Origin of the sequence: Paenirhodobacter hankyongi (assembly GCF_003664585.1) — a bacterium.
Lineage (GTDB): Bacteria > Pseudomonadota > Alphaproteobacteria > Rhodobacterales > Rhodobacteraceae > Rhodobacter > Rhodobacter hankyongi.
Map to the genome: position 1 here is coordinate 63,024 of NZ_RCHI01000002.1, position 24,792 is coordinate 87,815.

The 24,792-nt window shown below is 68.8% G+C and carries 25 protein-coding genes and 1 pseudogene; 10 read left to right on the top strand and 16 right to left on the bottom strand.

Features of this window, described 5'->3' with window-relative positions; genetic code table 11:
- Positions 1–4: 4 nt before the first annotated feature.
- Positions 5–1,231, top strand: a complete 1,227-nt coding sequence (locus DYS74_RS02235) for an FAD-dependent monooxygenase (protein ID WP_121530978.1) — start codon at positions 5–7, stop codon at positions 1,229–1,231.
- A gap of 30 nt (positions 1,232–1,261) precedes the next feature.
- Here the strand turns inward: DYS74_RS02235 and DYS74_RS02240 are convergent, their stop codons facing one another.
- The 5 genes from DYS74_RS02240 to DYS74_RS02260 form a co-directional block, all read right to left on the bottom strand.
- A complete protein-coding gene (locus tag DYS74_RS02240) occupies positions 1,262–1,462 on the bottom strand; it encodes a Trm112 family protein (RefSeq protein WP_121530532.1) in 201 nt (66 codons plus the stop codon).
- Positions 1,459–2,097, bottom strand: a complete 639-nt coding sequence (locus DYS74_RS02245; protein WP_121530980.1) for an LON peptidase substrate-binding domain-containing protein — start codon at positions 2,095–2,097, stop codon at positions 1,459–1,461. Before DYS74_RS02245 ends, DYS74_RS02240 begins: the two co-directional genes overlap by 4 nt.
- Before the next feature lie 26 nt (positions 2,098–2,123).
- A complete protein-coding gene (gene trxA / locus DYS74_RS02250; protein WP_121530533.1) occupies positions 2,124–3,023 on the bottom strand; it encodes a thioredoxin in 900 nt (299 codons plus the stop codon).
- Positions 3,024–3,093: 70 nt separating this feature from the next.
- Positions 3,094–3,882: an exodeoxyribonuclease III gene (locus tag DYS74_RS02255; protein WP_121530534.1), complete on the bottom strand. Its 789-nt coding sequence runs from the start codon at positions 3,880–3,882 to the stop codon at positions 3,094–3,096.
- A 163-nt stretch (positions 3,883–4,045) separates the two neighbouring features.
- Positions 4,046–5,482 (bottom strand): aldehyde dehydrogenase family protein, encoded by a 1,437-nt coding sequence (locus tag DYS74_RS02260; RefSeq protein ID WP_121530535.1) that lies wholly within the window; start codon positions 5,480–5,482, stop codon positions 4,046–4,048.
- A 230-nt stretch (positions 5,483–5,712) separates the two neighbouring features.
- Here DYS74_RS02260 and DYS74_RS02265 point away from each other — a divergent pair, with 230 nt between their 5' ends.
- Complete coding sequence (locus DYS74_RS02265; RefSeq protein ID WP_121530536.1) at positions 5,713–6,366, top strand: peroxiredoxin; 654 nt, start codon at positions 5,713–5,715, stop codon at positions 6,364–6,366.
- A gap of 60 nt (positions 6,367–6,426) precedes the next feature.
- Here the strand turns inward: DYS74_RS02265 and DYS74_RS02270 are convergent, their stop codons facing one another.
- The 10 genes and pseudogenes from DYS74_RS02270 to rbfA all read right to left on the bottom strand — a co-directional run bounded on the left by DYS74_RS02270 (position 6,427) and on the right by rbfA (position 14,781).
- Entirely contained in the window at positions 6,427–7,215 is a 789-nt protein-coding gene (locus tag DYS74_RS02270) for a sulfotransferase family 2 domain-containing protein (protein ID WP_121530537.1), read from the bottom strand.
- A 46-nt stretch (positions 7,216–7,261) separates the two neighbouring features.
- Positions 7,262–7,993: a glycosyltransferase family 25 protein gene (locus DYS74_RS02275; protein WP_121530538.1), complete on the bottom strand. Its 732-nt coding sequence runs from the start codon at positions 7,991–7,993 to the stop codon at positions 7,262–7,264.
- A gap of 50 nt (positions 7,994–8,043) precedes the next feature.
- Positions 8,044–10,185: a polyribonucleotide nucleotidyltransferase gene (gene pnp, locus DYS74_RS02280; protein WP_121530539.1), complete on the bottom strand. Its 2,142-nt coding sequence runs from the start codon at positions 10,183–10,185 to the stop codon at positions 8,044–8,046.
- Positions 10,186–10,575: 390 nt separating this feature from the next.
- A pseudogene (locus DYS74_RS19105) lies at positions 10,576–10,720 on the bottom strand (CatB-related O-acetyltransferase); the annotation flags it as partial.
- Between the two features lie 537 nt (positions 10,721–11,257).
- Positions 11,258–11,527 carry a 30S ribosomal protein S15 gene (gene rpsO, locus DYS74_RS02290; protein ID WP_121530541.1) on the bottom strand — a complete coding sequence of 90 codons (270 nt, stop codon included), beginning with the start codon at positions 11,525–11,527 and terminating at the stop codon, positions 11,258–11,260.
- A 153-nt stretch (positions 11,528–11,680) separates the two neighbouring features.
- Positions 11,681–11,983, bottom strand: coding sequence for a hypothetical protein (locus DYS74_RS02295; protein ID WP_121530542.1), 303 nt, complete (start codon positions 11,981–11,983; stop codon positions 11,681–11,683).
- A 146-nt stretch (positions 11,984–12,129) separates the two neighbouring features.
- Complete coding sequence (locus DYS74_RS02300; RefSeq protein ID WP_121530543.1) at positions 12,130–12,651, bottom strand: DUF1643 domain-containing protein; 522 nt, start codon at positions 12,649–12,651, stop codon at positions 12,130–12,132.
- On the bottom strand, positions 12,648–13,559 hold the full coding sequence (gene truB, locus DYS74_RS02305; RefSeq protein ID WP_121530544.1) for a tRNA pseudouridine(55) synthase TruB: 912 nt from the start codon (positions 13,557–13,559) through the stop codon (positions 12,648–12,650). The genes DYS74_RS02300 and truB overlap by 4 nt, the downstream gene beginning before the upstream one ends.
- A 51-nt stretch (positions 13,560–13,610) precedes the next feature.
- Positions 13,611–14,366, bottom strand: coding sequence for a phosphodiester glycosidase family protein (locus tag DYS74_RS02310; RefSeq protein ID WP_121530545.1), 756 nt, complete (start codon positions 14,364–14,366; stop codon positions 13,611–13,613).
- Positions 14,341–14,781 carry a 30S ribosome-binding factor RbfA gene (gene rbfA, locus DYS74_RS02315; protein WP_121530546.1) on the bottom strand — a complete coding sequence of 147 codons (441 nt, stop codon included), beginning with the start codon at positions 14,779–14,781 and terminating at the stop codon, positions 14,341–14,343. The genes DYS74_RS02310 and rbfA overlap by 26 nt, the downstream gene beginning before the upstream one ends.
- 104 nt (positions 14,782–14,885) lie before the next feature.
- On the opposite strand from rbfA, the gene dapB reads away from it, so the two are divergent.
- On the top strand, positions 14,886–15,695 hold the full coding sequence (gene dapB / locus DYS74_RS02320) for a 4-hydroxy-tetrahydrodipicolinate reductase (RefSeq protein WP_121530547.1): 810 nt from the start codon (positions 14,886–14,888) through the stop codon (positions 15,693–15,695).
- A gap of 93 nt (positions 15,696–15,788) precedes the next feature.
- Here dapB and DYS74_RS02325 read toward each other — a convergent pair whose 3' ends face one another.
- The gene (locus DYS74_RS02325) at positions 15,789–15,968 is read right to left on the bottom strand and encodes a DUF1674 domain-containing protein (RefSeq protein ID WP_113898589.1); all 180 of its coding nucleotides are present in this window, start codon (positions 15,966–15,968) and stop codon (positions 15,789–15,791) included.
- 84 nt (positions 15,969–16,052) lie between these two features.
- Here DYS74_RS02325 and DYS74_RS02330 point away from each other — a divergent pair, with 84 nt between their 5' ends.
- The 7 genes from DYS74_RS02330 (at position 16,053) to DYS74_RS02360 (ending at position 24,738) form a co-directional block, all read left to right on the top strand.
- Complete coding sequence (locus tag DYS74_RS02330; protein WP_121530548.1) at positions 16,053–17,315, top strand: RsmB/NOP family class I SAM-dependent RNA methyltransferase; 1,263 nt, start codon at positions 16,053–16,055, stop codon at positions 17,313–17,315.
- Between the two features lie 90 nt (positions 17,316–17,405).
- Complete coding sequence (locus DYS74_RS02335) at positions 17,406–19,166, top strand: heparinase II/III family protein (protein ID WP_245965170.1); 1,761 nt, start codon at positions 17,406–17,408, stop codon at positions 19,164–19,166.
- Positions 19,167–19,184: 18 nt separating this feature from the next.
- Positions 19,185–20,771: a bifunctional phosphoribosylaminoimidazolecarboxamide formyltransferase/IMP cyclohydrolase gene (purH, locus tag DYS74_RS02340; RefSeq protein ID WP_121530549.1), complete on the top strand. Its 1,587-nt coding sequence runs from the start codon at positions 19,185–19,187 to the stop codon at positions 20,769–20,771.
- Between the two features lie 60 nt (positions 20,772–20,831).
- The gene (gene lspA, locus DYS74_RS02345; RefSeq protein ID WP_121530550.1) at positions 20,832–21,314 is read left to right on the top strand and encodes a signal peptidase II; all 483 of its coding nucleotides are present in this window, start codon (positions 20,832–20,834) and stop codon (positions 21,312–21,314) included.
- 69 nt (positions 21,315–21,383) lie between these two features.
- Positions 21,384–21,929 (top strand): DUF3035 domain-containing protein, encoded by a 546-nt coding sequence (locus DYS74_RS02350; RefSeq protein ID WP_121530551.1) that lies wholly within the window; start codon positions 21,384–21,386, stop codon positions 21,927–21,929.
- Between the two features lie 89 nt (positions 21,930–22,018).
- A complete protein-coding gene (locus DYS74_RS02355; protein WP_121530552.1) occupies positions 22,019–23,416 on the top strand; it encodes a M16 family metallopeptidase in 1,398 nt (465 codons plus the stop codon).
- Positions 23,413–24,738, top strand: coding sequence for a M16 family metallopeptidase (locus DYS74_RS02360; RefSeq protein ID WP_121530553.1), 1,326 nt, complete (start codon positions 23,413–23,415; stop codon positions 24,736–24,738). The genes DYS74_RS02355 and DYS74_RS02360 overlap by 4 nt, the downstream gene beginning before the upstream one ends.
- Positions 24,739–24,792: the final 54 nt, after the last annotated feature.

Genomic DNA, 24,792 nt, shown 5'->3' on the forward strand with positions numbered 1-24,792 from the left:
CGCCATGACACATGATTCAGACATCCTCATCGCCGGCGGCGGGCTGAACGGCCCCGCGCTTGCCCTCGCCCTCGCGCAATCGGGGCTGACCGTCACCGTCGTCGACGCCGCCCCCGCGCGGGCGCGGGCCGAGGATGACTTCGACGGCCGCGCCTATGCCCTGGCGCTTGCCTCGCAAAAGCTGCTTTCCGCAATCGGGCTCTGGCCGATGCTGGCGACAAACGCCCAGCCGATGCTCGAGGTGAAGGCCTCGGACGGGCGGCCGGGCGAAGGCGCCGCGCCGTTCTTCCTGCATTTCGACAGCCGCGAGCTTGACCAGACGCCGGTCGGCTACATGCTCGAGGACCGCTTCCTCTACCGCGCCTTCCTGCACGCGATGGAGGTCGACCCGAAGATCACCCTGCTCACCCAGACCGCGGTCACCGCGCAGCAGGTGGTGCCGGGCGGTATCAAGGTGACGCTGTCGGATGGCAGCACGCGGCTGGTGAAACTGCTGGTCGGCGCCGACGGCCGCCGCTCGGGCGTGGCCGAGCGCGCCGGCATCACCCGCGAGGGCTGGGGCTATGGCCAGACCGCGCTGGTCGCGGCGATCGAGCACGAACTGCCCCACCAGGGAATCGCGCAGCAGTTCTTCATGCCGAACGGGCCGCTCGCCATCCTGCCGCTGCCGGGCAACCGCTCGTCGATCGTCTGGTCCGAGACGGACGCGAATGCCAAGGTGATCTCGGCGCTGTCGGACGAGGATTTCCTCGCGATCCTGCGGCCGCGCTTCGGCGATTTCCTCGGCCAGATCCGGCTGGCCGGGCCGCGCTTCAGCTATCCGCTGAACCTGACGCTGGCGAAAAGCTATGTCGCGCCGCGGGTGGCGCTCATTGGCGATGCGGCGCATGGCGTGCACCCGATCGCCGGGCAGGGGCTGAACCTCGGCCTGCGCGATGTGGCGGCCTTGGCCGAGGTGCTGGTCGAAGCGACACGCCGGGGCGAGGATCTCGGCGCCCCCGATGTGCTCGAACGCTATCAGGGCTGGCGGCGTTTCGATTCCGTCTCGCTCGCGCTTGGCATGGACACGGTGAACAAGCTCTTCTCGAACGACAACCCGATCCTGCGGGCCGGGCGCGACCTCGGGCTCGGGATCGTGCAGGCGGCGGGCCCGTTGCGGCGCGCCTTCATGCGGCAGGCGGCGGGGCTGTCGGGGCCCTTGCCGCGGCTGCTTCAGGGCCGCGCGATCTGACCGGAAAGGCCGCCCCTCGGGGCGGCCTTTTCAGTCCAGCGGGCGGGCCTCGTCGGGCACCATGATCGGGATGCCCGCGCGGATCGGATAGGCCAGATGCGCGGGTTTCGAAATCAGCTCCTGCCGCGCCGCATCATAGTGCAGCGGCGCCTGCGTCAGCGGGCAGACCAGCGCCTCGAGCATCCGCCGGTCGAACGCCGCACGGTCCTCTTCCTCGGGTACATCGCTCATTGCTCACGCTCCTCGCAGCCGCCGTGCAGGTGGAATTCCAGCAGCGTCACCAGCGTCTCGCGCCGCGTCGTCAGGCTCGGCGCCTCGAGCAGTGCCTGCTTGTCCTCGGGCTCGAGCGGCAGGAGCATCGAGAGCGAGTTGATCAGCAGCTCGTCCTCCGCCTCCTTCAGCGTCTCCCAGTCGGTGTCGAGCCCCTGCGAATGGAAGAACCGCGCCAGAAGTTCAAGGAAGCCGTCGCGGTCGAAGCCCGGGTCATGCTCGGCCCGGCCAAGGTCGCGCTCGAAATCGCTCCAGCCGACTTCGGCGCGGAGATAGGGGCAGAACCCCTCCTGCTCGCGCAACAGCCGAAACCGCGAGATCCCCGACAGGGTGATCATGTAGCGCCCGTCCTCGGTCTCCGAGAACCCCGTCAGCCGTCCCGCACAACCGATCGCGTTCAGCTTCGCCGCCCCGTCGCGCCCCTTGCAGGGCTGGATCATCCCGATCAGCCGGTGCGGCGTCTTCAGGCAATCCTCGACCATCTGCAGATAGCGCGGCTCGAAGATATGCAGCGGCAACCGCCCCCGGGGCAGCAACAGCGCCCCGGGCAGCGGAAACAGCGGGATCAGATCTGGCAGGTCACAGGCTTTCATCATGCGCATGAGCTAGCCCGCCCGCGCGATCAGGCAAATATCATCGACGAAAGACGCCGACGGCCCTTCACCGCGATCGGGTCGGTGGGCTTCAGCGCGTCGAAGATGGTGAAGAGCTGCGTCTTCGCGGCGCCCTCGTTCCACTCGCGGTCGCGGCGGAACAGCTCGAGCAGCTGCTCGACCGCAGCCTCGACCTCGCCCGCGGCATGCAGCGCGGTGGCATAGTCGAAGCGCGCCTGATGATCGGCGGGGTCAGCCTCGACCTTCGCCTTCAGCGCATCAAGCGGGCCGGCCTTCGCCGCCTGCTTCGCCAGTGCGAGCTGCGCGCGCGCGGCCTCGACCGGCGCGGCGGTCGCGATCTTCGCCGGCACCGCGGCGAGGAACTGTTCCGCCTGCTCGAGATTGCCGAGCGCCAGATGGGCGCGGATCAGCCCGCCATAGGCCTCGGCGTTCTCGGCGTCCTCACCGAGGATCGCGGCGAAGGTCTCGGCCGCGTCGACCGCGGCGCCCTCGGTCAGCATCTCCTCGGCGGCCGCAACCGCATCCGCCAGCCCGCCGTCGCCCGCAAGGGCCGCGAGCTTGTCGACGAAGGTCTTCAGCTGCGAGGCGGGCAGCGCGCCCTGGAACCCGTCGACCGGCTGGCCCTGCCAGAAGGCATAGACGGTCGGGATCGACTGCACCCGCATCTGGCCGGCGATCATCTGGTTCTCGTCGACGTTGACCTTGACCATCACGACCTTGCCCTTGGCCGCCTCGACCGCCGCCTCGAGCGCCGGGCCAAGCTGCCGGCACGGGCCGCACCAGGGCGCCCAGAAGTCGACGATCACGGGAACGGTCATCGACTTGTCGACGACTTCCGCCATGAAGGTGGTCTCGTCGACGTCTTTCACGAATTCGGAATGGGTGGTTTTCGCTTCGGTGCCAATCATGGTCGCCTCTCCCAGATCTTTTGTTCCCTATATGCGCGCCGGGGCGGCCCTCGCCAAGGGGCGGATCGCCTCAGAGATCGAAAGTCGCGAAGACCGGAACGTGGTCGGAGGGCTGCTCCCAGCTCCGCGCGGCGCGCAGGATCCGGCTGCCATGCGCCGCGTTCGAGATGTCGGGCGTCGCCCAGACGTGATCAAGCCGCCGCCCCTTGTCGGCCGCGTCCCAGTCCCTGGCGCGATAGCTCCACCAGGAATAAAGCTGCCCCTCGGGAATGTCCTGCCGGGTCACGTCGACCCAGTTCCCCGCGTCGCGCGTCTGCGCCAGATGCTCGACCTCGATCGGCGTGTGCGAGACGATCTTCAAGAGCGCCTTGTGGCTCCAGACGTCATCCTCGCGCGGCGCGATGTTCAGATCGCCCACCAGGATCGCCTTCTCGGGCCGGTTCGCGAGGAAATCGTCGCGCATGTGGGTCAGGAAATCGAGCTTCTGGCCGAATTTCTCGTTCTCGTCGCGGTCCGGAATGTCGCCGCCCGCGGGCACATAGAAATTGTGGATCGTCACCCCGTTCTCGAGCCGACCGGCGACGTGCCGGGCATGGCCGAGCCCGGCATAATCGCCCGCCCCCGCCTCGACGAGCGGCAGCTTCGACAGGATCGCGACGCCGTTGTAGCCCTTCTGCCCGCGCGCCACCATCCAGTCGTAGCCAAGCGCGCGGAAGCGCTCGAGCGGGATCTTCTCGACCGGGCTCTTGCATTCCTGCAGGCAGAGCACGTCGGGCGCCTCCTCCCGCATCAGCCTCTCGACCAGCCCCTCGCGCAGGCGGACCGAGTTGATGTTCCAGGTGGCAAGGGTGAAGGTCATGGGCGCTCTCCTCTCAGGCCGCGCAGTTTCACCCGCGCGGACCGGAAGGGCAAGGCGCCCGGCCCCGGCGACGGATGAGTATTTTTCCAAGGAAAAGGCGCATCGGCTTTTTCCTGGCCCAAAGACTCATCTTGCCACGCCGGGGCCGGGGGCGACGGCGGGGTTACTCGACCCAGCCGCCGATCGATTTCACGTCGCAGAACTCCTCAATGCCCCAGCGGCCGCCCTCGCGCGCCCGGCCCGACGCCTTGACGCCGCCGAAGGGGGCGCCGGCGCCGCGGCTCTTGCCGTTCGCGACGACCATGCCTGCGTCGAGCGCGCGCAGCAGCCGGTTGGTGCGCACGGGGTCCTGCGTCTGCAGGTAGTTCGTCAGCCCGTAGGGGGTGTCGTTGGCGATCGCCACCGCCTCTTCCTCGGTGTCGAAGGGCATGATCGACAGCACCGGGCCGAAAATCTCCTCGCGCATGATCGTCATGTCCGGGGTGCAGTCGGCAAAGATCGTCGGGCGCACGTAATAGCCCTTGTTCAGCCCCTCGGGCCGGCCAAGACCGCCCGCGATCAGCCGCGCGCCTTCCTTGATGCCGCTCTCGATCAGGCCCTGGATCTTCTCGAACTGGCTCTTGTTGATCACCGGACCAAGGTGACGGCCGGGCTCGCGCGGGTTGCCGGTCTGGGTCTCGGCCGCGGTCTGCGCCGCGATTTCCAGCGCCTTTTCGTAATAGCTGCGCTCGACCAGCATCCGGCTCGGCGCGTTGCACGACTGCCCGGTGTTCTCGAACATGTGGCGCACGCCGCGCTTCACCGCCTTCTCGTCGCAATCGGCAAAGACCAGGTTCGCGCCCTTGCCGCCCAGTTCCAGCACCACGCGCTTCAGCGTCTCGGCCGCAGCGATGGAGATCGCCTTGCCGGCCCGCGTCGAGCCGGTGAAGGAGATCATCTGGATGTCGGGATGGGTCGAGAGCTGCGAGCCCACACCGACGCCATCGCCGTTCACCAGGTTGAACACGCCCGCGGGCACGCCGGCCTGATCGATGAACTCGGCAAAGAGCAGTGAGCTGAGCGGCGCCTCTTCCGAGGGTTTCAGCACCATGGTGCAGCCCGCGATCAGCGCCGGGATCACCTTCAGCGTGACCTGGTTCATCGGCCAGTTCCACGGCGTGATCAGGCCGACGACGCCGATCGCCTCATAGGCGATCATCGCCCCCGGGGTGCCGTCGCCGAGCGGGTGGACCCATTCGAATTCCTTCGCCGCGCGGATGAAATTCTCGATGTGCCAGGTGCCGGCGCCGGCCTGTTCGGAGCGCGCGAAATCGATCGGCGCGCCCATCTCGAGGCTCATCGCCTCGGCCATCTCCTCGTAGCGCGCCTTGTAGATTTCAAGGATCTTCTCGACATAGGCGAGGCGTTCCTCGGGCGCGGTGGCGCGCCAGGCGGGCAGCGCCGCCTTCGCCGCGGCGACGGCCGCCTCGGTGTCGGCGCGATCGCCGAGCGAGATCACCGCGCAGGGCTCTTCGGTCGACGGGTCGATCACCGCATAGTCGCGCGCCGCGGCCGGGGCGGTCCAGCGCCCGTTGATGTAGAAATCGCGTTTTTCGATCATGGAAACCTCCTGTTGGCGCGCAGGGTGGCACCCGCGCGCGGCAAGGGCAAGCCGGCGCTTCGCGCAGCGGCTGCGCAAATCGGCAAGCCCGGCGGATGCAGAAGAACGTTCCACCACGGCGAGTGCGGGTGGCATTTCCTCCCATTCTGCAGCGAATTCACCGCAGGGGGATGAAACTTCGTTCTGCCTGTCTTAAGTTTCCGCCCGAAACGTCAACCAGGGAGACCAGCATGGCTCTGCGCATCAACGACATCGCCCCCGACTTCACCGCCGACACCACCGAGGGCAAGATCAGCTTCCACGACTGGATCGGCGACAACTATGCCATCCTGTTCTCGCACCCGAAGGATTTCACCCCGGTCTGCACCACCGAGTTCGGCGCCGTCGCGCAGCTCGCCGACGAATGGGCGAAGCGCAACACCAAGGTGATGGGCGTCTCGGTCGACACCGTCGAGGAACACAAGAAGTGGAAGGCCGACATCTCGGCCTATGCCGGCGCGCCGGCGACCTTCCCGATCATCGACGACACCTCGCTGACCGTGTCGAAGCTCTATGACATGCTGCCCGCCGAGGCCTATCTGCCCGAGGGCCGCACGCCCGCGAACACCGCGACCGTGCGCACCGTCTTCATCATCGGCCCGGACAAGAAGATCCGCCTGATGATGATCTATCCGATGTCGGTCGGCCGCAACTTCGCCGAGGTGCTGCGCGCCCTCGACGCGATCCAGGCGACCGACGGCGTGCCCTTCGCCACCCCCGCGAACTGGGTGCCGGGCGAGGACGTGATCCTCGCGCTCTCGGTCTCGACCGAGGACGGCAAGGCGAAGTTCGGCGACGTGGACGTCAAGCTGCCCTACCTGCGCTTCGTCAAGAAGCCGGAATGAGGCGGATCTGACCGTTTCGACGCGACGGGGGCCTTCGGGCCCCCGTTTCCGTTTCGGGCCTCAGTAGTCGAAGGCCTCGTAATCGGCGGCATAGATCGCGCGCACCCGCGCCGCCTGCGCCTCGGTCGGGCTGTATTTCCGCGCCCGCGAGACATTGGTGCGCATCGTCAGAAGCCGCTCCAGCTCGGGCCGCCAGACCCCCGATTCCTGCAGCACGCGGGTCATCTCGGCCGCGTAATTCTCGAGCCGGCAGATCCGGCGATACTGCACCGTGCCAAGCGCAAGATTGTGCTTTTGCAGGCGGAAATGCGGGTCGGTCCAAAGCTCGCTTTCGGCGAAGCTCGCCGCGACATAATCGAGGAAGACGTCGAACTGCCGCTCCTCGGAGGTGTCGGGCCGCCAGCCGAACTCGCGCAGCCGCGGCAGGTGGTGACGGGTGCCCGGGTTGGTGCGGTCGAGCACGAAATCCTGAAAGGCCGAGACCGCGCGGGCCAGCGGATCGCGCACGAAGGAGAAGGCATAGACCTTCGGGTCGCGCAGCGCGTCGAGGCATTCGCGCACATGCAGGTGGCCGGCGATCTGCTTCTTCGCGTCATGCACCCGGCCCTGGAAGGTCGCCCCGGTGTCGCAGGCATAGAGCACCTGCGCGACGGTGGTGCAGCCCGCCTTCGAGTTCTTCACGAAGGCCAGCCGGTGATCGCGGGTCAGCACGATATGGGTGGCGATCGCCAGCAGCGCCTCGGGCTCGCCGCGCAGCGTCAACCGCGCGCGATAGCGCGCCGAGAACGGCGCAAGCAGCTGCGCCTTGAGGAAATTCGGGCGTTTCGCCAGGGATACTTTCGCGCTCATGCTGTCTTCTTTCACCTTGCGGGCCCGGGCGGCAAGCCCCGTCGACTCACGCGCCGCGCAACCGGCCGAGGGCCGCCTTCAGCAGGTTGCCCCCCTGCCGGCGCAGCCGCAAGGCGGTATAGCCCGCCGCACGCGTGCCCTTGCGTCCGGCGCCGCTGCCGATCTCGCTTGCCGCGCCCGAAAGGCCGAAGAGCGCCGGCGCGCAGGCCCAGCCCCGGCCGCTGCCGCTCAGCCAGCGCTGCAAGAACACGTCGACCGGCGCCTCGAGCCGGTGCTCGGCCAGGAAACGTTCCGCCCCGGCGCGCGACCACAGCAGCGCACTGGTCGTCACCGGGAAGTAATAGGCCCGGCCAAGCGCGCGCCCCGAGGGCAGCACCCGCTCGGGCCGGAAGAATTTCGAGGGCGCCCGCCCCAGATTGACCAGATCCGCCGCCGCGGGCAGCGCGGCCATCAGACCTGCAAGATCCGCCGCAAGGTCCGGCCCGGGCCGCGCATCATCCTCGAGCACGATCGCATGCGGCAGCCCCGCCGCCACGATCCGCCGCGCCGCCTCCAGATGGCTGAGGAAACAGCCGACCTCGCCCGGGCTCAGCGCCCGGCCGATCGCGGCCATCGCCGCCGCCTCGATCTGCGCCAGTTGCCCGGGCGGCAGCGCGCGGCCGTCGACCGCCGCCACCCGTTCGGGGACGATGCCGACAGGCGCCAGCGCCGCGCGGGCCGTCTCCAGCCGCTCGGGATTGCGATCGAGATTGATGAGAAACACAGGGGGCGTCGTCATGCGCGCTCCGCAAGATGCGGCCGGCGCCCCGAAGGGCGCCGGCTCCGGCCTTATTCGGCCGTTTCTTCTTTCTTCTCGGCGGCGAGTTCCTCGCCGGTCTCCTGGTCGACCATCTTCATGCCGAGCCGGACCTTGCCGCGATCGTCGAAGCCGAGCAGCTTGACCCAGACTTCCTGGCCTTCCTTCAGCGCATCCGACGGATGGTTCAGGCGCTTGTTGGCGATCTGGCTGACGTGCACGAGGCCGTCACGCTTGCCGAAGAAGTTCACGAAGGCGCCGAAATCGACGAGCTTCACGACCTTGCCGCGGTAGATCTTGCCTTCTTCCGGCTCCGCCACGATCGAATAGATCATGTCGTAGGCGCGCTTGATCGCCTCGGCATCGCTCGAGGCGATCTTGATCACGCCGTCGTCGTTGATGTCGACCTTGGCGCCCGAGGTTTCCACGATCTCGCGGATGACCTTGCCGCCCGAGCCGATCACTTCGCGGATCTTGTCGGTCGGGATCTGCATCGTCTCGATCTTCGGCGCGTATTCCGAGAAGCCCTGCGGCGCGGAGATCGCCTTGGCCATCTCGCCGAGGATGTGCATCCGGCCGTCCTTCGCCTGGGCGAGGGCCTGCTCCATGATCGCCGGGGTGATGCCCGCGACCTTGATGTCCATCTGCAGCGAGGTGATGCCGTTCTCGGTGCCGGCGACCTTGAAGTCCATGTCGCCGAGGTGGTCTTCGTCACCGAGGATGTCGGTGAGCACCGCCCAGCGGCCGTCGTCCTCGAGGATCAGGCCCATCGCCACACCCGCGACCGGCGCCTTCAGCGGCACGCCCGCGTCCATCATCGACAGCGACCCGCCGCAGACCGAAGCCATCGACGAGGAGCCGTTCGATTCCGTGATCTCCGACACGACGCGGATCGTGTAGGGGAAGTCGGTCGCCGCCGGCAGCACCGCCTGCAGCGCGCGCCAGGCAAGCTTGCCGTGGCCGATCTCGCGACGGCCGGGCGAGCCCACGCGGCCCACTTCGCCGACCGAGTAGGGCGGGAAGTTGTAGTGCAGCAGGAAGTTCGAGCGGAAGTTGCCGTTCAGCGCGTCGATGATCTGTTCGTCATCGCCGGTGCCGAGCGTGGTCACGACCAGCGCCTGGGTCTCGCCACGGGTGAACAGCGACGAGCCGTGGGTGCGCGGAAGGACGCCGGTTTCCGACACGATCGGACGCACGGTGGTGTTGTTGCGGCCGTCGATACGGGCGCCACCGTTGATGATGTCACCACGCAGGATCGACGATTCAAGCTTCTTGATCGCCATGTCCAGGTTCGGATCGGCAAGCTCTTCCTCGCTCAGGCCGGCCTTCGCGGTCGCCACGGCGGCGGCGATGGCGTCCTGACGGGCGAGCTTGTCCTTGATCGCGAAGGCGGCGCGCATGTCGGCCTCGCCGGCGGCCTTCACCTTGGCGTAGAGCGCGGCATAGTCGGGCGGGGTGAAGTCGAAGGGTTCCTTCGCCGCAACCTCGGCCAGCGAGATGATCAGGTCGATCACCGGCTGCATCTGTTCGTGGCCGAACTTGACCGCGCCCAGCATCTCGGCTTCCGAAAGCTCATAGGCTTCGGATTCGACCATCATCACCGCGTCCTTGGTGCCGGCGACGACGAGATCGAGCCGTTGCTCGGGGTTCTCGCGCAGCTTGGTCATCTCGTCCATCTTCGGGTTCAGGATGTAGGCACCATCCTTGAAACCGACGCGGGCGGCGCCGATCGGGCCGCGGAACGGCACGCCCGAGATCGTCAGCGCGGCCGAGGCAGCGATCATCGCGACGATGTCGGGATCGTTCTCGAGGTCGCACGACAGCACGGTGGCCATCACCAGGACTTCATTCTTGAAGCCCGGCACGAAGAGCGGACGGCAGGGGCGGTCGATCAGGCGGGAGACGAGGGTCTCCTTCTCCGACGGGCGCGCCTCGCGCTTGAAGAAGCCGCCCGGGATCTTGCCGGCGGCGTAGTATTTTTCCTGGTAATGCACGGTCAGCGGGAAGAAGTCCTGGCCGGGCTTCGGCTGCTTGGCGAAGGTGACGTTCGCCATGACCGAGGTCTCGCCGACCGTGGCGATGACCGAGCCGTCAGCCTGGCGGGCGACCTTGCCGGTTTCCAGCGTCAGCGTCTCGTCGCCCCACTGGATGGATTTTTTCATAACGTTGAACATTCAGCGTATCCTGTCTGGGAAACTCCGGACCCTCCGGGTCTCCCGTTTGCATGGCGGCCCCATTGCCGCCGCCCCCTGATCCTTTGCATGTGCCCGGGGGCTCTGGGCGTCACGTCGCAGATGGCCCGGGCCATACAGGAAAACAGGGGTTTTGGAAAGCGGGGAGTTGAGTCGGCCGCCCCGCCGCCTAGGCCAGAGCAAGCAGATCGCGCGCGGTGACCCAGGTCTTTTCGCGCGGGCGCAGGCTGGGGCGGCGACGCTCGAAGGCATCGCAGAACCGCGCCGGATCGTCGAAGGAGAACTCGGCCAGATCCTTCAGCGAATAGTCCCACCACGTCGTCGCCAGAAGACGCGCGCGCAGCTCCTCGGGGAAGCGAGACTTGATCACCCGCGCCGGCACGCCTCCGACGATCGCATAGGGCGGCACGTCCTTGGTGACCACCGCGCGCGCCGCGATCACCGCGCCGTCGCCGATCGTCACGCCGCCGCCAAGCAGCACGTCCTGGCCGATCCAGACGTCATTGCCCACCACGACCGGCGGCTGCGCCCGCACGAAGGGGGTGCCCAGCCGGATCTCCCGCGCGCCCAGCTCTGCCGCCGCAACCCGGTAATACTCGGCATAGCTGAGCGAATGGCTCGACACCCGCTCGTAGGGATGCTGGTCGCCCATCACCTTCACATTCGTCGCGATCGCGCAGAAGGCGCCGATCTGCACCCCCATCAGCGGCGAGTGCGAATAGCTCATGTGGGCAAGAGAGCCGATGACCATCTCCTTCACCGGCCGGATCATGTGGCGGGTGTAGGGCTCGACCCGCAGCGCATCGGGGAAAACGATGCGCTGCAGCCCCGACAGATCCGCCTCGAGCGGCCAGGGCTTTGGGATGATCCGCTTTTCCCAGAGAAAATCACGCAGGGATGAATTGAGGGAAAGGGTGTGAACGGCCAAAATGCGATCCTCCGAAGGTAGCCCCATAGTGCGGCCGGGCCGTCGCAACCGCCAGAGATTTCGCCGCCGAAAAGCAAAACGCCCGCCTCTTTCGAGACGGGCGTCTGCAATCCGGTCAGAACAGGATCAGCGGCGCAGGCCGAGACGCTCGATCAGCGTGGCGTAGCGCGACTCGTCCTTCTTCTTCAGGTAGTCGAGCAGCTTGCGGCGCTGCGCGACGAGCATCAGAAGGCCACGACGCGAGTGGTTGTCCTTCTTGTGCATCTTGAAGTGCTCGGTCAGGTTGGCGATGCGCTTCGACAGCAGCGCAACCTGGACTTCGGGGGAACCGGTATCGCCTTCTTTGGTGGCGAATTCCTTCATCAGGCGGTTCTTGTCTTCGACGGTGATCGACATCGGGATCTCCTGTGTCAAAAGGGTGATGGCGCAAGCCGGGATGTCGTCCAGCAAGGCCCGTGGAGGCATCCGTTCCCGGACCGAGGACCGGCGGACGGATGCGCGCCTATAGGCGAGAATCGCCCGAAAAGGAAGGGCAAAACCCGCGCCGGCTCAGAAATGGGCGAATTCGGCCGGGGTGAGCAGCAGCACATCCTGTGCGGCAAGGCTTCCGGCCCCCAGCACCTCGGCCAGCCGGGTGCCGTTCAGCACCACCCAGGCGGCGCCGTGGGTCTCGGACGGTTCGATGCTCAGCCGTGGCGCCACGCCCGCGTCGGGGTCATAGACGACGACGATCTGATCCTCCCAGGCGTCATAGTCGGCAATCGTCGCCGGGTCGCGCGGGTCGATCCAGTCGCCGAGCGCGAAAAGCTCGCCGCCGGTCTGGTCCTGGCCGTCGCTTTCCGTCCCGATCATCCGCGTCTGCGCCTCCGCGCGCCCCGCCCGTCGCCGTGATCTTGCCACTGTCACCGCTTTCCACCCCCCGCACAAGCCTGCGGCCCCGGGCCCCGCCCGCACCGCCGCCAGCTTAGGCGCGAAATCCCTGACCGAAGGTGAACGGCTCAGCGCGGCCAGAGTTCCGGCTGGCGGTCATAGCCGATGTAGAGCGGATGCTTCGGCGCGCCGGCCTTGGTCAGGCCGAGGTGCCACAGCTCGCGCCCGGTCGCGCGCAGAAGCCGCTCGACCGCCGCGCCGCGATCGAGATGCGCGCCATGCGCCCCCCAGGCACAGACGATCTTCGCGCCCGCGCCCGTGGCCCAGTCGACGCTCGCGCGGATCGCCGCGTCATTCTCGGGCCCGACCGGATCGGGCTGCGCGCGCATCTCCTTCGGGTCGGTGGCACGCCAGGCGAAGATGTTCGTCACCCGGAAGGCGCCGAAGCCCAGCGTCCGCGCCCGCCGCTCGCAGCGCTCGACGGTCGGGTCATTCTGCACCTCGGTCGCGGTCGAGGGGTTCAGCATCACGAAAAGCGCGCGCGGCCGGGTCTCGTCCCAGACCCGGGTGAGCAGATAGCGGTAGTGCTCGCAATCGGAATAGACCGCGACCGAGGGGGCATCGCCCTTGATGTGGCTGCGGGTGATCATGACCCGGCGGTGTTGAACACGCGTGCGGGGTGCAGCTCGCCCCCCATGTAGCGCCCGACCGCCACCGCGCGGCCCTCGAAGCTGGCCCAGGCCTCCTCGCCGAACTCGACATCGCGGGCGATCACCTGCCCCGGATTGCCATGCGACAGCCGCACTGCGCCCTCGGCCGTCGCCCGCACCTCGGGCAGATCGGCCAGCCCGTATTCGAGCGGCAGCAGATGGTTTTCAAGTTCCGGCGTGCGGGCAAGCCGGTCGACCTCGTCAAGGCTCAGCCCCGCCTCGGCCCGGAACGGGCCGGCCCAGTCGCGACGCAGCCACAGCACATGGCCCAGACAGCCAAGCGCCCGACCCAGGTCGCGCGCGATCGAGCGGACATAGCCGCCCTTGCCGCAGACCATCTCCAGCTCAACGGTGTCGCGGTCGGGTCGGGCGACGAAATCGAGGCTCTCAACCCAGAGCGGACGGGCGGCAAGATCCATCACCTCGCCCTCGCGCGCCAGATCATAGGCGCGCTCGCCCTCGACCTTCACCGCGGAAAACTGCGGCGGCACCTGCTCGATATCGCCGCGAAACGCCTTCAAGGCCTCCTCGATCTCGACATCGGTCGGGCGCAGATCCGAGGTCTCGATCACCTCGCCCTCGGCATCGTCAGTGGTGGTGGCGGCGCCCAGCCGGACCTGGAAGCGATAGGATTTCAGCGCATCGGTGACATAGGGCACGGTCTTCGTCGCCTCGCCCAGCGCGACGGCCAGAACCCCGGTCGCCGCCGGATCGAGCGTGCCCGCATGCCCTGCCTTCTTCGCGTCGAACGCCCAGCGCACCTTGCCCACGACCGAGGTCGAGGTCACCCCCGCCGGCTTGTCGATCACGACCCAGCCCGAGATGTCGCGTCCCTTCTTGCGGCCCATCATGCCCTCCGTCTCAGAAGGCCCGCCTGCTAACGCGAAGCGGGGCCCGGGTCAATCTTGCCCGTCGACGGGCGCCACCATGCCGACGATCGGCCCCATCGGCAGGCCGAGATCCGCGCGCCCCTCGGCCGGCACGATCAGCCGCGAGATCGAGCCGTCGAGATAGAGCGCATCGCGCGCGCCCAGCACGTCGCGGAAGAAGCGGGCGAAGCGGTGGAAGGTGACGGGCCGGTCCGAGATCACGAACCAGGCCCGGTCGCCCTCGGCCGAAACGCCGACGCCGTTGCGGATATTGGTGCTGTCGCTGTCGGGCAGGAAGCGCGGATGCAGCGCCCCGTCGATCACCAGCATCGGCCCCGACTGGGTGGCAAAGCGGCACGCCGGCGGCGCCGCGGCAAAGGCGCGGCTCTCGATCACCCGCAGCCGCTCGCCGATGCAGAAGACGCCATTCGGCAGCAGGCCGAAATTCCCCGGCCCCTCGGCGGTGACGATCGGACGAAGCTCGACGCCGTTCTCGATGAAAAGCCCCACCGGCTGCCGGTCGGGCGCATACATGCCGGCGTTCATCGCGAAGACCAGCCGCTCGCTCGGGGCAAGCTGCGCGCGCAGCCGCTCGGGCGTGCCAATGAGCGCGCCGGTTCCGTCCTTCAGCCACAGCCGGATGTCATCGCCCGCCCGCGCCTCGCAGACCGAGAAGGGGATGCCCTCGAAGTCGAGCGTGCGGCACGGATCCGCGGCCAGCGCGACGCGCGGCACAATGAGCGCCAGCGCGGCGAACAGGCTAGCCCAGATCGTCTTCGTCTTCATCGTCGTCGCGCTGCGCAATGTCGCGCTGCACCGTCTCGTCCGAGAACATCCGCCGCGTCTCGTCCAGCCGGTCAAAGGTCTCGTCCAGCCGGAAGCGCAGGTCGGGCGCGTATTTCAGCGTCATCGCCTTGGCGACATGGTGGCGCAACTCGCCGGTGTGGCGGCGCAGTGCCGCGAGCATCGCCTCGGCGGTCTCGCCGCCGAGCGTGCCGCCCAGCGGCGCGACATAGACCGTCGCCACCTTCAGGTCGGCCGAGGGACGCACCTCGCCCACGGTGATCGAGATCCGGTTGAGGTCGGGATCGTGCACCTCGCCACGGATCAGCACGTCCGACAGGGTGCGCCGGATCAGCTCGCCGACGCGGAGCTGACGTTGCGAAGGGCCATCGCCCGAGGAAAAACGGTTCTTTGCCATGACCCGCACATAGTGCCTTGTGCGCGCCCCCGCAACAAGGACTGTCGCGAGCCTTTGCCAAGCCCGCCGCCACGGGCTAGAACGCGGCAAAACAGGAGGGTTTCATGAGCGATCTGCCGGGTATCGTCGTCACCGGGGTCTCGGGCCGGATGGGCCGGATGCTGGCCGAGGTCATCACCGCCTCGGGCAAGGCCCGCCTTGCCGGCGCGGTCGTGCGCAGCGGTCACGACTGGATCGGCCGCGATCTCGGCACCTGCTTCGGCACCGCGCCGATGGGGGTCACCGTCACCGACGACCCGCTGACCGCCTTTGCCGGCGCCAAGGCGGTGATCGACTTCACCACCCCCGCCGCCACCCTCGCCTTCGCGAAGATCGCCGCGCAGGCGCGCTGTGTGCATGTGATCGGCACCACCGGCTTCGAGAAGGAACAGATCGAGGCGCTCGCCCCGGCCTCCCGCCATTGCGCACAGATCCGCGCCGGCAACATGAGCCTGGGCGTCAACCTGCTCACCGTGCTGACCCGCAAGGTGGCCGAGGCTCTCGATGCCGAGTGGGACGTCGAGATCGTCGAGGCGCATCACAACCGCAAGGTCGACGCGCCCTCGGGCACGGCACTGATGCTGGGCGAGGCGGCGGCCGCGGGCCGCGGCATCTCGCTCGAGGAGAACCGCGAATCGGGCCGCGACGGCATCACCGGCGCGCGCAAGCCGGGCGCGATCGGCTTCTCCTCGATCCGCGGCGGCGACATCGTCGGCGAGCATGACGTGATCTTCGCGACGGCGGGCGAGCGGATCGTGCTGCGCCATATCGCCACCGACCGCGCGATCTTCGCCCGTGGCGCGCTCAAGGCCGCGCTGTGGGGGCTGGACCGCAAGCCCGGCCAGTATGACATGATGGACGTGCTCGGGCTGTAAGCGGCCCCCGTCCTTCATCTTGCCTGAAATACCTCGGGGGGCCGAGGCCTTGCCTCGGCGGGGCAGCGCCCCACCGACGCTGCCGCCATCGGCTCAGAAGTCGATGGCGAGCCCCTTCTTCTCCCAGTCGCCATAGCGCACCGGTTCGGGCCCCTCGCGGCCGCCGAGCTCGGGCGGCAGGCCCAGCCCCTTGTCGGCCTTGCGCCGTTCCTCCGCCTCGGCCAGCGCGCGCAGCGCGGCGGCGGGCAGTTCCTTCTTCGGCTCTTCGCTCATCGCGACCTCCGTTTCCTTGTCAGGGCACGGCGCTTGTTATAGGCCGCCCCTCGACACGGAACAAGAAAGCTCAGGAGGGCAGCCATGGCCGGCATCGACCTTGCGCGCCGCGCGGCCGCGGCACTGATCGCCGGGGTGACCGAGGCGCACGAGACACTTGCCGAACAGGCGGGCGTGCTCGAGGGCCTTGCGCCGCCCGACCGCGCCCGGGCGCAGCGGCTTGCCATCGCCACGCTGCGCGCCCTGCCGCGCGCCGATGCAATGCTGAAGCCGCATCTGCGCAAGGCGCCCCCCGCCGATCTGCGCGCACTGCTGCGGCTTGCCACGGTCGAGCTCTGCACCGGTGGCGAGGCGCATGGCGTGGTCAGCGCGGCGGTCGAGCTGACCCATGCCGGCGGCCGGCGGACCGAGGGCTATGCCGGCCTCGTCAATGCCGTGCTGCGCAAGGTCGCGGCCGAGACCGACCGCTGGGCGCGCCTGCCCGAGCCCGCCCTGCCGGGCTGGCTGCGCGGCCGGCTGATGTCGGCCTGGGGCAAGGTTGCGGTGCAGCACATGGAGGCCGCGCATCTTGCCGGCGCGCCGGTCGATCTGAGCGTCAAGGCGGATGCCGAGGGCTGGGCCGGGCGGCTCGGTGCGACGCTGCTGCCCACCGGCTCGCTGCGGCTTGCCCCCGGCATGCAGATCTCGGAGCTTCCGGGCTATGCCGAAGGCGCCTGGTGGGTGCAGGACGCGGCGGCGGCGATGGCGGCGAAGGTGCTCGCCCCCGCCCCCGGCACGCGAGTGCTCGACCTCTGCGCCGCGCCCGGCGGCAAGACACTGCAACTCGCCGCCATGGGGGCCGAGGTCACCGCGCTCGACATCTCGCCCGCGCGGATGGAACGGGTGCGCGAGAACCTCGCCCGCTGCGGCCTGAAGGCCGAGACCGTCACCGCCGACGCGCTCGAATGGCAGCCCCCGGCGCCCTTCGACGCCGTGCTTCTGGATGCCCCCTGCTCGGCCACCGGCACGATCCGGCGCCACCCCGACCTGCCCTTCGTCAAGGATGCGGCCGGGATCAAGCCGCTTTTCGCGCTGCAGACGGCGCTGCTCGAGCGCGCGCTCGAGCTCGTCGCGCCGGGCGGGGTGCTGGTCTTCTGCACCTGCTCGCTGCTGCCCGAAGAGGGCGAGGCGCAGCTTGCCGGCCTGTGTGAGCGTCACCCCGAGCTCAGCGTCGAGGCGCCCGACCTGCCCGGCATCGAGCCCGCCTGGCGGGCGGACAGCGGCGCGCTGCGGCTGCGGCCCGACTTCTGGCCCGAGCGTGGCGGCATGGACGGCTTCTTCATCGCCCGCCTGCGCCGGCCCGCCTGAGCCCCGGAAAACGCCGATGACAGCCGCCGCCCCCCGCACTATGGTGCGCGCGACTTCGACAGGCAGAGACGGGCTGAGTCCGCGACAACCATGACGGGCACGAAACAGGGCACGGGCAGCAACGGGATGCGCGGACGGTGGGCAGGCACGCTCGACCGGCTGGCCGTGCTGCGCGCCACCCGCGCCCGCCCGGCGACCGGCTTTGCCAGCCACCCCGAACCGCGCACCATCGGCTCCTTCGCCCGCGGCCGGCAGCTGATTGCCGGCAACTTCCTGTTCGCGGGCTACCTGATCGAGGGGCCGGGGCTGAAGATCTGGGATCTGCCGATGCCGGATCCCTCCTTCGAGGAAGAGCTGCAGGGCTGCACCTGGCTCGACGACCTTGCCGCCGTCGGCGACCGCGCCGCACGCGAGCGGGCGCAGGACTGGGTCTTCGACTGGATCGCCCGCTATGGCGCGGGCAAGGGCCCGGGCTGGACGCCCGAGCTGACCGGGCGGCGGTTGATCCGGATGATCAACCACGCGCTCCTGATCCTGAACGGCCGCGACCGCGCCGCCTCGGAACTCTTCTTCCGCGCGCTCTCGCAGCAGACGCTGTTCCTCGCGCGGCGCTGGCACTCGGCCGCACCCGGCCTGCCGCGTTTCGAGGCGCTGACCGGGCTGATCTATGCCGGGCTCGCGCTGAGCGGGATGGACCGCCTTGCCGGCCCCGCCGAAGAGGCGCTGGCGCGCGACTGCGCCAGCCAGATCGACGCCACCGGCGGCATCGCCACCCGCAACCCCGAGGAGCTGCTCGAGGTCTTCACCCTGCTGATCTGGGCCGCCGATGCGCTGACCGCCGCCGGCCGCACCCCGGCTCAGGCCCATCGCGATGCCATCGCCCGCATCGCCCCCACCCTGCGCGCGCTGCGTCATGCCGATGGCGGGCTTGCCCGCTTCCATGGCGGCGGCCGCGGGGCCGAGGGGCGGCTTGATACCGCGCTTGGCGCCTCGGGCGCGCGGGCGCCGGCGCGGCCGGGCCTTGCCATGGGCTTTGCGCGGCTCCACGCCGGGCGCACCACGCTTATCCTCGATGCCGCCGCCCCGCCGCAGGGCGAGGCCTCGGCCAATGCCCATGCCTCGACGCTGGCCTTCGAGCTGACCTCGGGGCGCCGGCCGCTGATCGTCAACTGCGGCTCGGGCCGGCTGTTCGGGCCGGAATGGGCGCGCGCGGGCCGCGCCACCGACAGCCATTCGACGCTGGCGATCGAGGGCTATTCCTCGTCGCGGCTCGGCCCCGAACGCCGCTTCGGCACCACCACCCGCACCTGGCTCGACGAGACCCCGCGCGAGGTCTGGATGCGGCCCGAAAGCGACCCGGCGCGCCACGCGCTCTTCGGCCATGACGGCTATGTGCCGACGCACGGGCTGACCCATGTGCGCGAGCTCGAGCTGAGCCCCGACGGCCGCACCCTGCGCGGCGAGGACACGCTCGGCGCGATGATCACCGCCGACCGCAAGCGCTTCGACACCGTGTTCGAGCGCGAGGGGATGCGCGGCATCCCCTTCCAGGTCCGCTTCCATCTGCACCCCGATGTCGACGCCGCGCTCGACATGGGCGGATGGGCGGTCTCGATGGCGCTGAAATCGGGCGAGATCTGGGTGTTCCGCTTCGATGCCCCGGTCGATCTGAGCCTCGAACCCTCGGTCTACCTGGAAAAGGGCCGGTTGCGGCCGCGCGCCACCCGTCAGATCGTGCTTTCCGGCCGCCTCTATGACCATGCCGTCCAAATCGGCTGGACCTTGGCCAAGGCACAGGATACCCCCGCCGCCATCCGTGACACCATTGCCGATGCGCCAATCGACCTCTGAGCATAAGGACTGCCAGCCGTGACCAGAAACGTCCCCCTCACCCGCGCCCTGATCTCCGTCTCCGACAAGACCGGGCTGATCGACTTTGCCCGCGCGCTTGCCGCCCGTGGCGTCGAGCTGCTGTCGACCGGCGGCACCGCCAAGGCGCTGCGCGAGGCCGGGCTGAGCGTGCGCGATGTGGCCGAGGTGACGGGCTTCCCCGAGATGATGGACGGCCGGGTGAAGACGCTGCACCCGAAGGTGCATGGCGGTCTGCTTGCGCTGCGCGACAACGAGGAGCACCTCGCCGCGATGGCCGCCCATGACATCGAGGCGATCGACCTGCTCGTCGTCAACCTCTACCCGTTCGAGGAAACCGTCGCCAAGGGCGCCGATTACGAGACCTGCATCGAGAACATCGACATCGGCGGGCCGGCGATGATCCGCGCCGCCTCGAAGAACCACGCCTTCGTCGCCACCGTGGTCGACGTGCAGGATTACGCGGCGGTGCTGAAGGAACTGGACGCGCAGGACGGCGCCACCAGCTACGAATTCCGCCAGAACCTCGCGCAGATCGCCTATGCCCGCACCGCGGCCTATGACGCGGCGGTCAGCACCTGGATGGCGGGCGCGATCCACGAGGAGACGCCGCGCCGGCGCGCCTTCGCCGGCACCCTCGCCCAGACCCTGCGCTATGGCGAGAACCCGCACCAGAAGGCGGCCTTCTACCTCGACGGCACGAACCGCCCGGGCGTTGCCACGGCGCAGCAGCTGCAGGGCAAGGAACTGTCCTACAACAACATCAACGACACCGACGCGGCCTTTGAGCTCGTCGCCGAATTCGGTGCCGAGACCCCGGCCTGCGCGATCATCAAGCATGCGAACCCCTGTGGCGTCGCCACCGGCACCAGCCTGCTCGACGCCTACAAGCGCGCCTTCGACTGCGACCGCACCTCGGCCTTCGGCGGCATCATCGCGCTGAACCAGACGCTCGACGCGGAAACCGCCGAGGCGATCACCGAGGTCTTCTCGGAGGTCATCATCGCCCCCGCCGTCGACGAGGCGGCGAAGGCGGTCGTGGCGAAGAAGAAGAACGTGCGGCTGCTGGTGACCGGCGCGCTGCCCGACCCGAAGGCCGAGATCACCACCTATCGCCAGGTGGCGGGCGGCTTCCTCGTGCAGGGCAAGGACAACGGCGACATCACCCTTGACGACCTCAAGGTGGTGACCGAGCGCGCCCCGTCCGAGGAAGAGCTGAAGGATCTGCTCTTTGCCTGGAAGGTCGCCAAGCACGTCAAGTCGAACGCCATCGTCTATGCCAAGGCGGGCCAGACCGTCGGCGTCGGCGCCGGCCAGATGAGCCGCGTCGACAGCGCGATGATCGCCGCGAAGAAGGCCGAGCGGATGGCGAAGGCCGTGGGCCTTGCCGAAAGCCCCGCCAAGGGCGCGGCCGTCGCCTCGGACGCCTTCTTCCCCTTCGCCGACGGCCTGCTCGAGGCGGTCGAGGCGGGCGCCACCTGCGTGATCCAGCCCGGCGGCTCGATGCGCGACCAGGAAGTGATCGACGCGGCGAACGAGCGTGGCCTGGCCATGGTGTTCACCGGCATGCGGCACTTCCGCCACTGACACGACCCCGGCCCGTGCCCTGCGGCGCGGGCCTTTCCGACAGCGGAGACAGGAGCGCGGATGCGGCTGACAGCCTGGATTGCGGCGGCGGTGCTGATCGTCGACCAGATCTCGAAATACGTGGTCGTGCACCTGATGGGGCTCGACCGGGTGGGGGCGATCGAGGTGTTGCCGCCCTGGCTCAACTTCCGCATGGCCTGGAACCAGGGCGTGAACTTCGGCCTCTTCGCGGGCGAGGATGCGCTCACCCGCTGGGGGCTGATCGCGCTGGCGCTTGTCATCGTCGTCTGGGTCTGGCGCTGGATCGCGCGCGACGGGGCGGCGGGGCGCGGGCTGCGGGTGTCGGCGGGGCTGCTGATCGGCGGCGCGCTCGGCAATGTGATCGACCGGCTCGCCTATGGCGCGGTGGCCGATTTCCTGAACATGTCGCTGCCCTTCTGGCGCAACCCCTTCTCCTTCAACGTCGCCGATATCGCGATCTTCGTCGGCGCGGTGGGGCTTGTCTTCCTGTCGGGCGAGACGGGGGCGAAACGCCGCCGCTGACGCCGATCAGGGCGTGACGGACGCAAGGCGATAGGCTAAGACGGGATCGAAACGGTGAGGGAGAGCTTCATGCACGGGTCTTTCGGCAAGATCGGGATCGCACTCGCGATTGCCCTGCTGGCGGCCGGCTGTTCCTCGAACCGCACGCCGGAGCTGATGCACCTGCGCTCGGCCACCAACGGGCCGGACGAGTTCGGCATCCTGCCGACGAAACCGCTGCAGATGCCCGAAAGCCTGAGCGAGCTGCCGGTGCCGACCCCGGGCGGCAGCAACATCACCGATCCGACCCCCGTTACCGATGCGGTCACCGCACTTGGCGGCAAGCCGCCGGTTGCCGGCAAGGGCGTGCCGGCGGGTGACGGCGCGCTGGTTGCGCGGGCGGGCCGCTACGGCACCGATGCCGGCATCCGCCAGGAGCTGGCCGCGGCCGATTACGACTACCGCAAAAAGAACGACGGCCGCCTGCTCGAGCGGATGCTCAACGTCAACGTCTATTACAAGGCCTACCGGCCGATGGCGTTGAACCAGGAGGCGGAACTCGAACGCTGGCGCCGGCTCGGCCTGACCACGCCGGCGGCCCCGCCCTCGGGCGTGGCGCAGCAGGCGCTGCCGTAACACCCGTTCAACTCCGCGTTTTTCGGCGCATCGGCGGTTGCCTCGTGCGACGGGCGACGTAAAGTTCGCCCGTCATCAACGAGGAGCCCATGCGCGCATCGCTTGCCACCGCTTTCGCGGCCTTCGCCGTCTTCCAGGCCTCCGCCCTTGCGGCCGAGGCCGCCCCTGTCAGCCATTTCACCCTGCCCAATGGCCTCGAGGCCGTGGTGATCGAGGATCACCGCGCCCCGGTCGTGGTGCAGATGGTCTGGTACAAGGCGGGCTCGGCCGACGAGCAGCGCGGCCGCTCGGGCATCGCGCATTACCTCGAACACCTGATGTTCAAGGGCACCGACACGATGGCGGCGGGGGAACTGTCGAAGACCGTGGCGGCGAATGGCGGCTCGGACAACGCCTTCACCTCCTATGACTACACCGCCTATTTCCAGCGCATCGCCGCCGACCGTCTGCCGCTGGTGATGAAGATGGAAGCCGACCGGATGCGGCATCTGAAGATCTCGCCCGACGACTGGCAGACCGAGCGGGACGTGATTCTGGCCGAGCGCGCGCAGCGCACCGACAGCGATCCGGGCGCGCTCTTCGGCGAGCAGTCGCGCGCCGCGCAATTCCTCAACAGCCCCTATGGCACGCCGGTGATCGGCTGGCGCCAGGAGATGGAACAGCTGACCCGCGACGACGCGCTGGCCTGGTATCGCCGCTTCTATGCGCCGAACAACGCCGTGCTGGTGGTGGCGGGCGATGTCACGCCGGACGAGGTGAAGACCCTCGCCACCGAATATTACGGCCCCCTTGCGCCCTCTGACGACATCCCGCCGCGTGTCCGCCCGCAGGAGCCGCCGCAGCTTGCCGCGCGCCGGCTGACCTTCACCGACGACCGCGTGGCACAGCCCTATCTGAGCCGCTCCTATCTCGCGACCGAGCGCAACCCGGGCGACCAGAAGAAGGCCGCGGCGTTGACGATGCTGGCCGAGATCCTCGGCGGCAATCCGCAGACCTCGGTGCTGTCGCGCAAGCTGGTCTTCGACAAGGGCGATGCGATCTATGCCTCGGCCTTCTACGACGGCATGTCGATCGACAAGACCACCTTCTCGATCGCGCTGATGCCGGCGCAGGACGTCGCCCTGCCCGAGGCCGAGGCGGCGCTTGACGCGGCGTTGAACGAGTTCCTGAAGGAAGGCATCGACCCGGCGCAGTTCGAGCGCATCCGCACCCAGATCCGCGCCGCGCAGATCTATCAGCAGGACGATGCGCAGGGCCTCGCCCAGCAATATGGCGAGGCGCTGGCCTCGGGCTTTTCGGTCGAGGACGTGCAAAGCTGGCCCGACGTGCTGATGTCGGTCACTGCCGATGACGTGATGGCCGCCGCGCGCGAGGTGCTGACCCCCGCCGGCTCGGTCACCGGCTATGTCGAGCGGCCAAAGGACGCGCCGCCCCCCGCCCCCGATGCCCCCGTCTCGCTGCCCGCCACCCAGGAGGTGACGCGATGATCCGCGTGGTTCTCTCCACTCCGCTGCGCCTTGCCGCGCTGACCCTTGCGGCGCTTCTCTTCTCGGTGCCGGCGCAGGCGCTCGACATCGAGGAGGTGACCTCGCCCGGCGGCATCAAGGCCTGGCTGGTCGAGGCGCATGACATCCCCTTCACCGCGCTCGAGATCCGCTTTCGCGGCGGTGCCTCACTCGATGCCGAGGGCAAGCGCGGCGCGATCAACCTGATGACCGCGACGCTCGAGGAAGGCTCGGCCGATCTCGACAGCCAGGGCTTTGCCGCGGCACAGGAGGCGCTGGCGGCGAAATTCGGCTTCGACGTCGATGACGACACGCTCTCGGTCTCGGCCCGGATGCTGAGCGAGAACCGCGACAAGGCGGTGGAACTCTTGCGCGGCGCACTGGCCGATCCGCATTTCGATCAGGCCTCGGTCGACCGGGTGCGCGGCCAGGTGCTGTCGATCCTTGCCTCGGACGCGAAGGACCCGAACGCGATCGCCGGCACCACCTTCCGCAAGCTCGCCTGGGGCGATCACCCCTATGGCAGCTCGCTCAACGGCACCGAGGAGAGCGTCAAGGCGCTGACCCGCGAGGACCTGTTCGACGCCAAGGCGCGGGTGATGGCGAAGGACCGGCTGGTCGTCGCCGCGGTCGGCGACATCACCCCCGAGGCGCTTGGCCAGATGCTTGACCGGCTGCTGGGCGATCTGCCCGCGACCGGTGCGCCGATGCCGCCCAAGGCCGAGCTGAAGCTGACCGGCGGCATCACCACCGTCGACTGGGACAGCCCGCAATCGGTGGTGATGTTCGGCCAGAAGGGGCTGGCGATGGACGACCCCGACTTCTTCCCGGCCTATGTGCTGAACCAGATCCTCGGCGCCGGCGGCTTCTCCTCGCGGCTGATGGACGAGGTGCGCGAGAAGCGCGGCCTGACCTATGGCATCTACACCTATCTGGTGCCGAAGGACCTGTCCGAGACCTGGCAGGGCGGCTTCGCTTCGGCCAATGACAAGGTGGCCGAGGCGGTGACGCTGGTGAAGCAGGAATGGGCGAAAGCCGCGACCGGCACGGTCAGCGACAAGGAACTCGAGGACGCCAAGACCTACCTGACCGGCGCCTATCCGCTGCGCTTCGACGGCAATGCGAACATCGCCGACATCCTCGCCGGCATGCAGCTCGGCCACATGCCGATCGACTACATCGCCACCCGCAACGACAAGGTGAACGCGGTGACGAAGGACGACATCGCCCGCGTGGCGAAGCGGCTGCTCGACGCCGATGCGCTGCGCTTCGTGGTGGTGGGCAAGCCGGTCGGCCTGAACTGAGCCCGGCCCCGGGGCGCGCCCGAATCAATTGGGCTCGCCCCGGGGCTGTGCTAT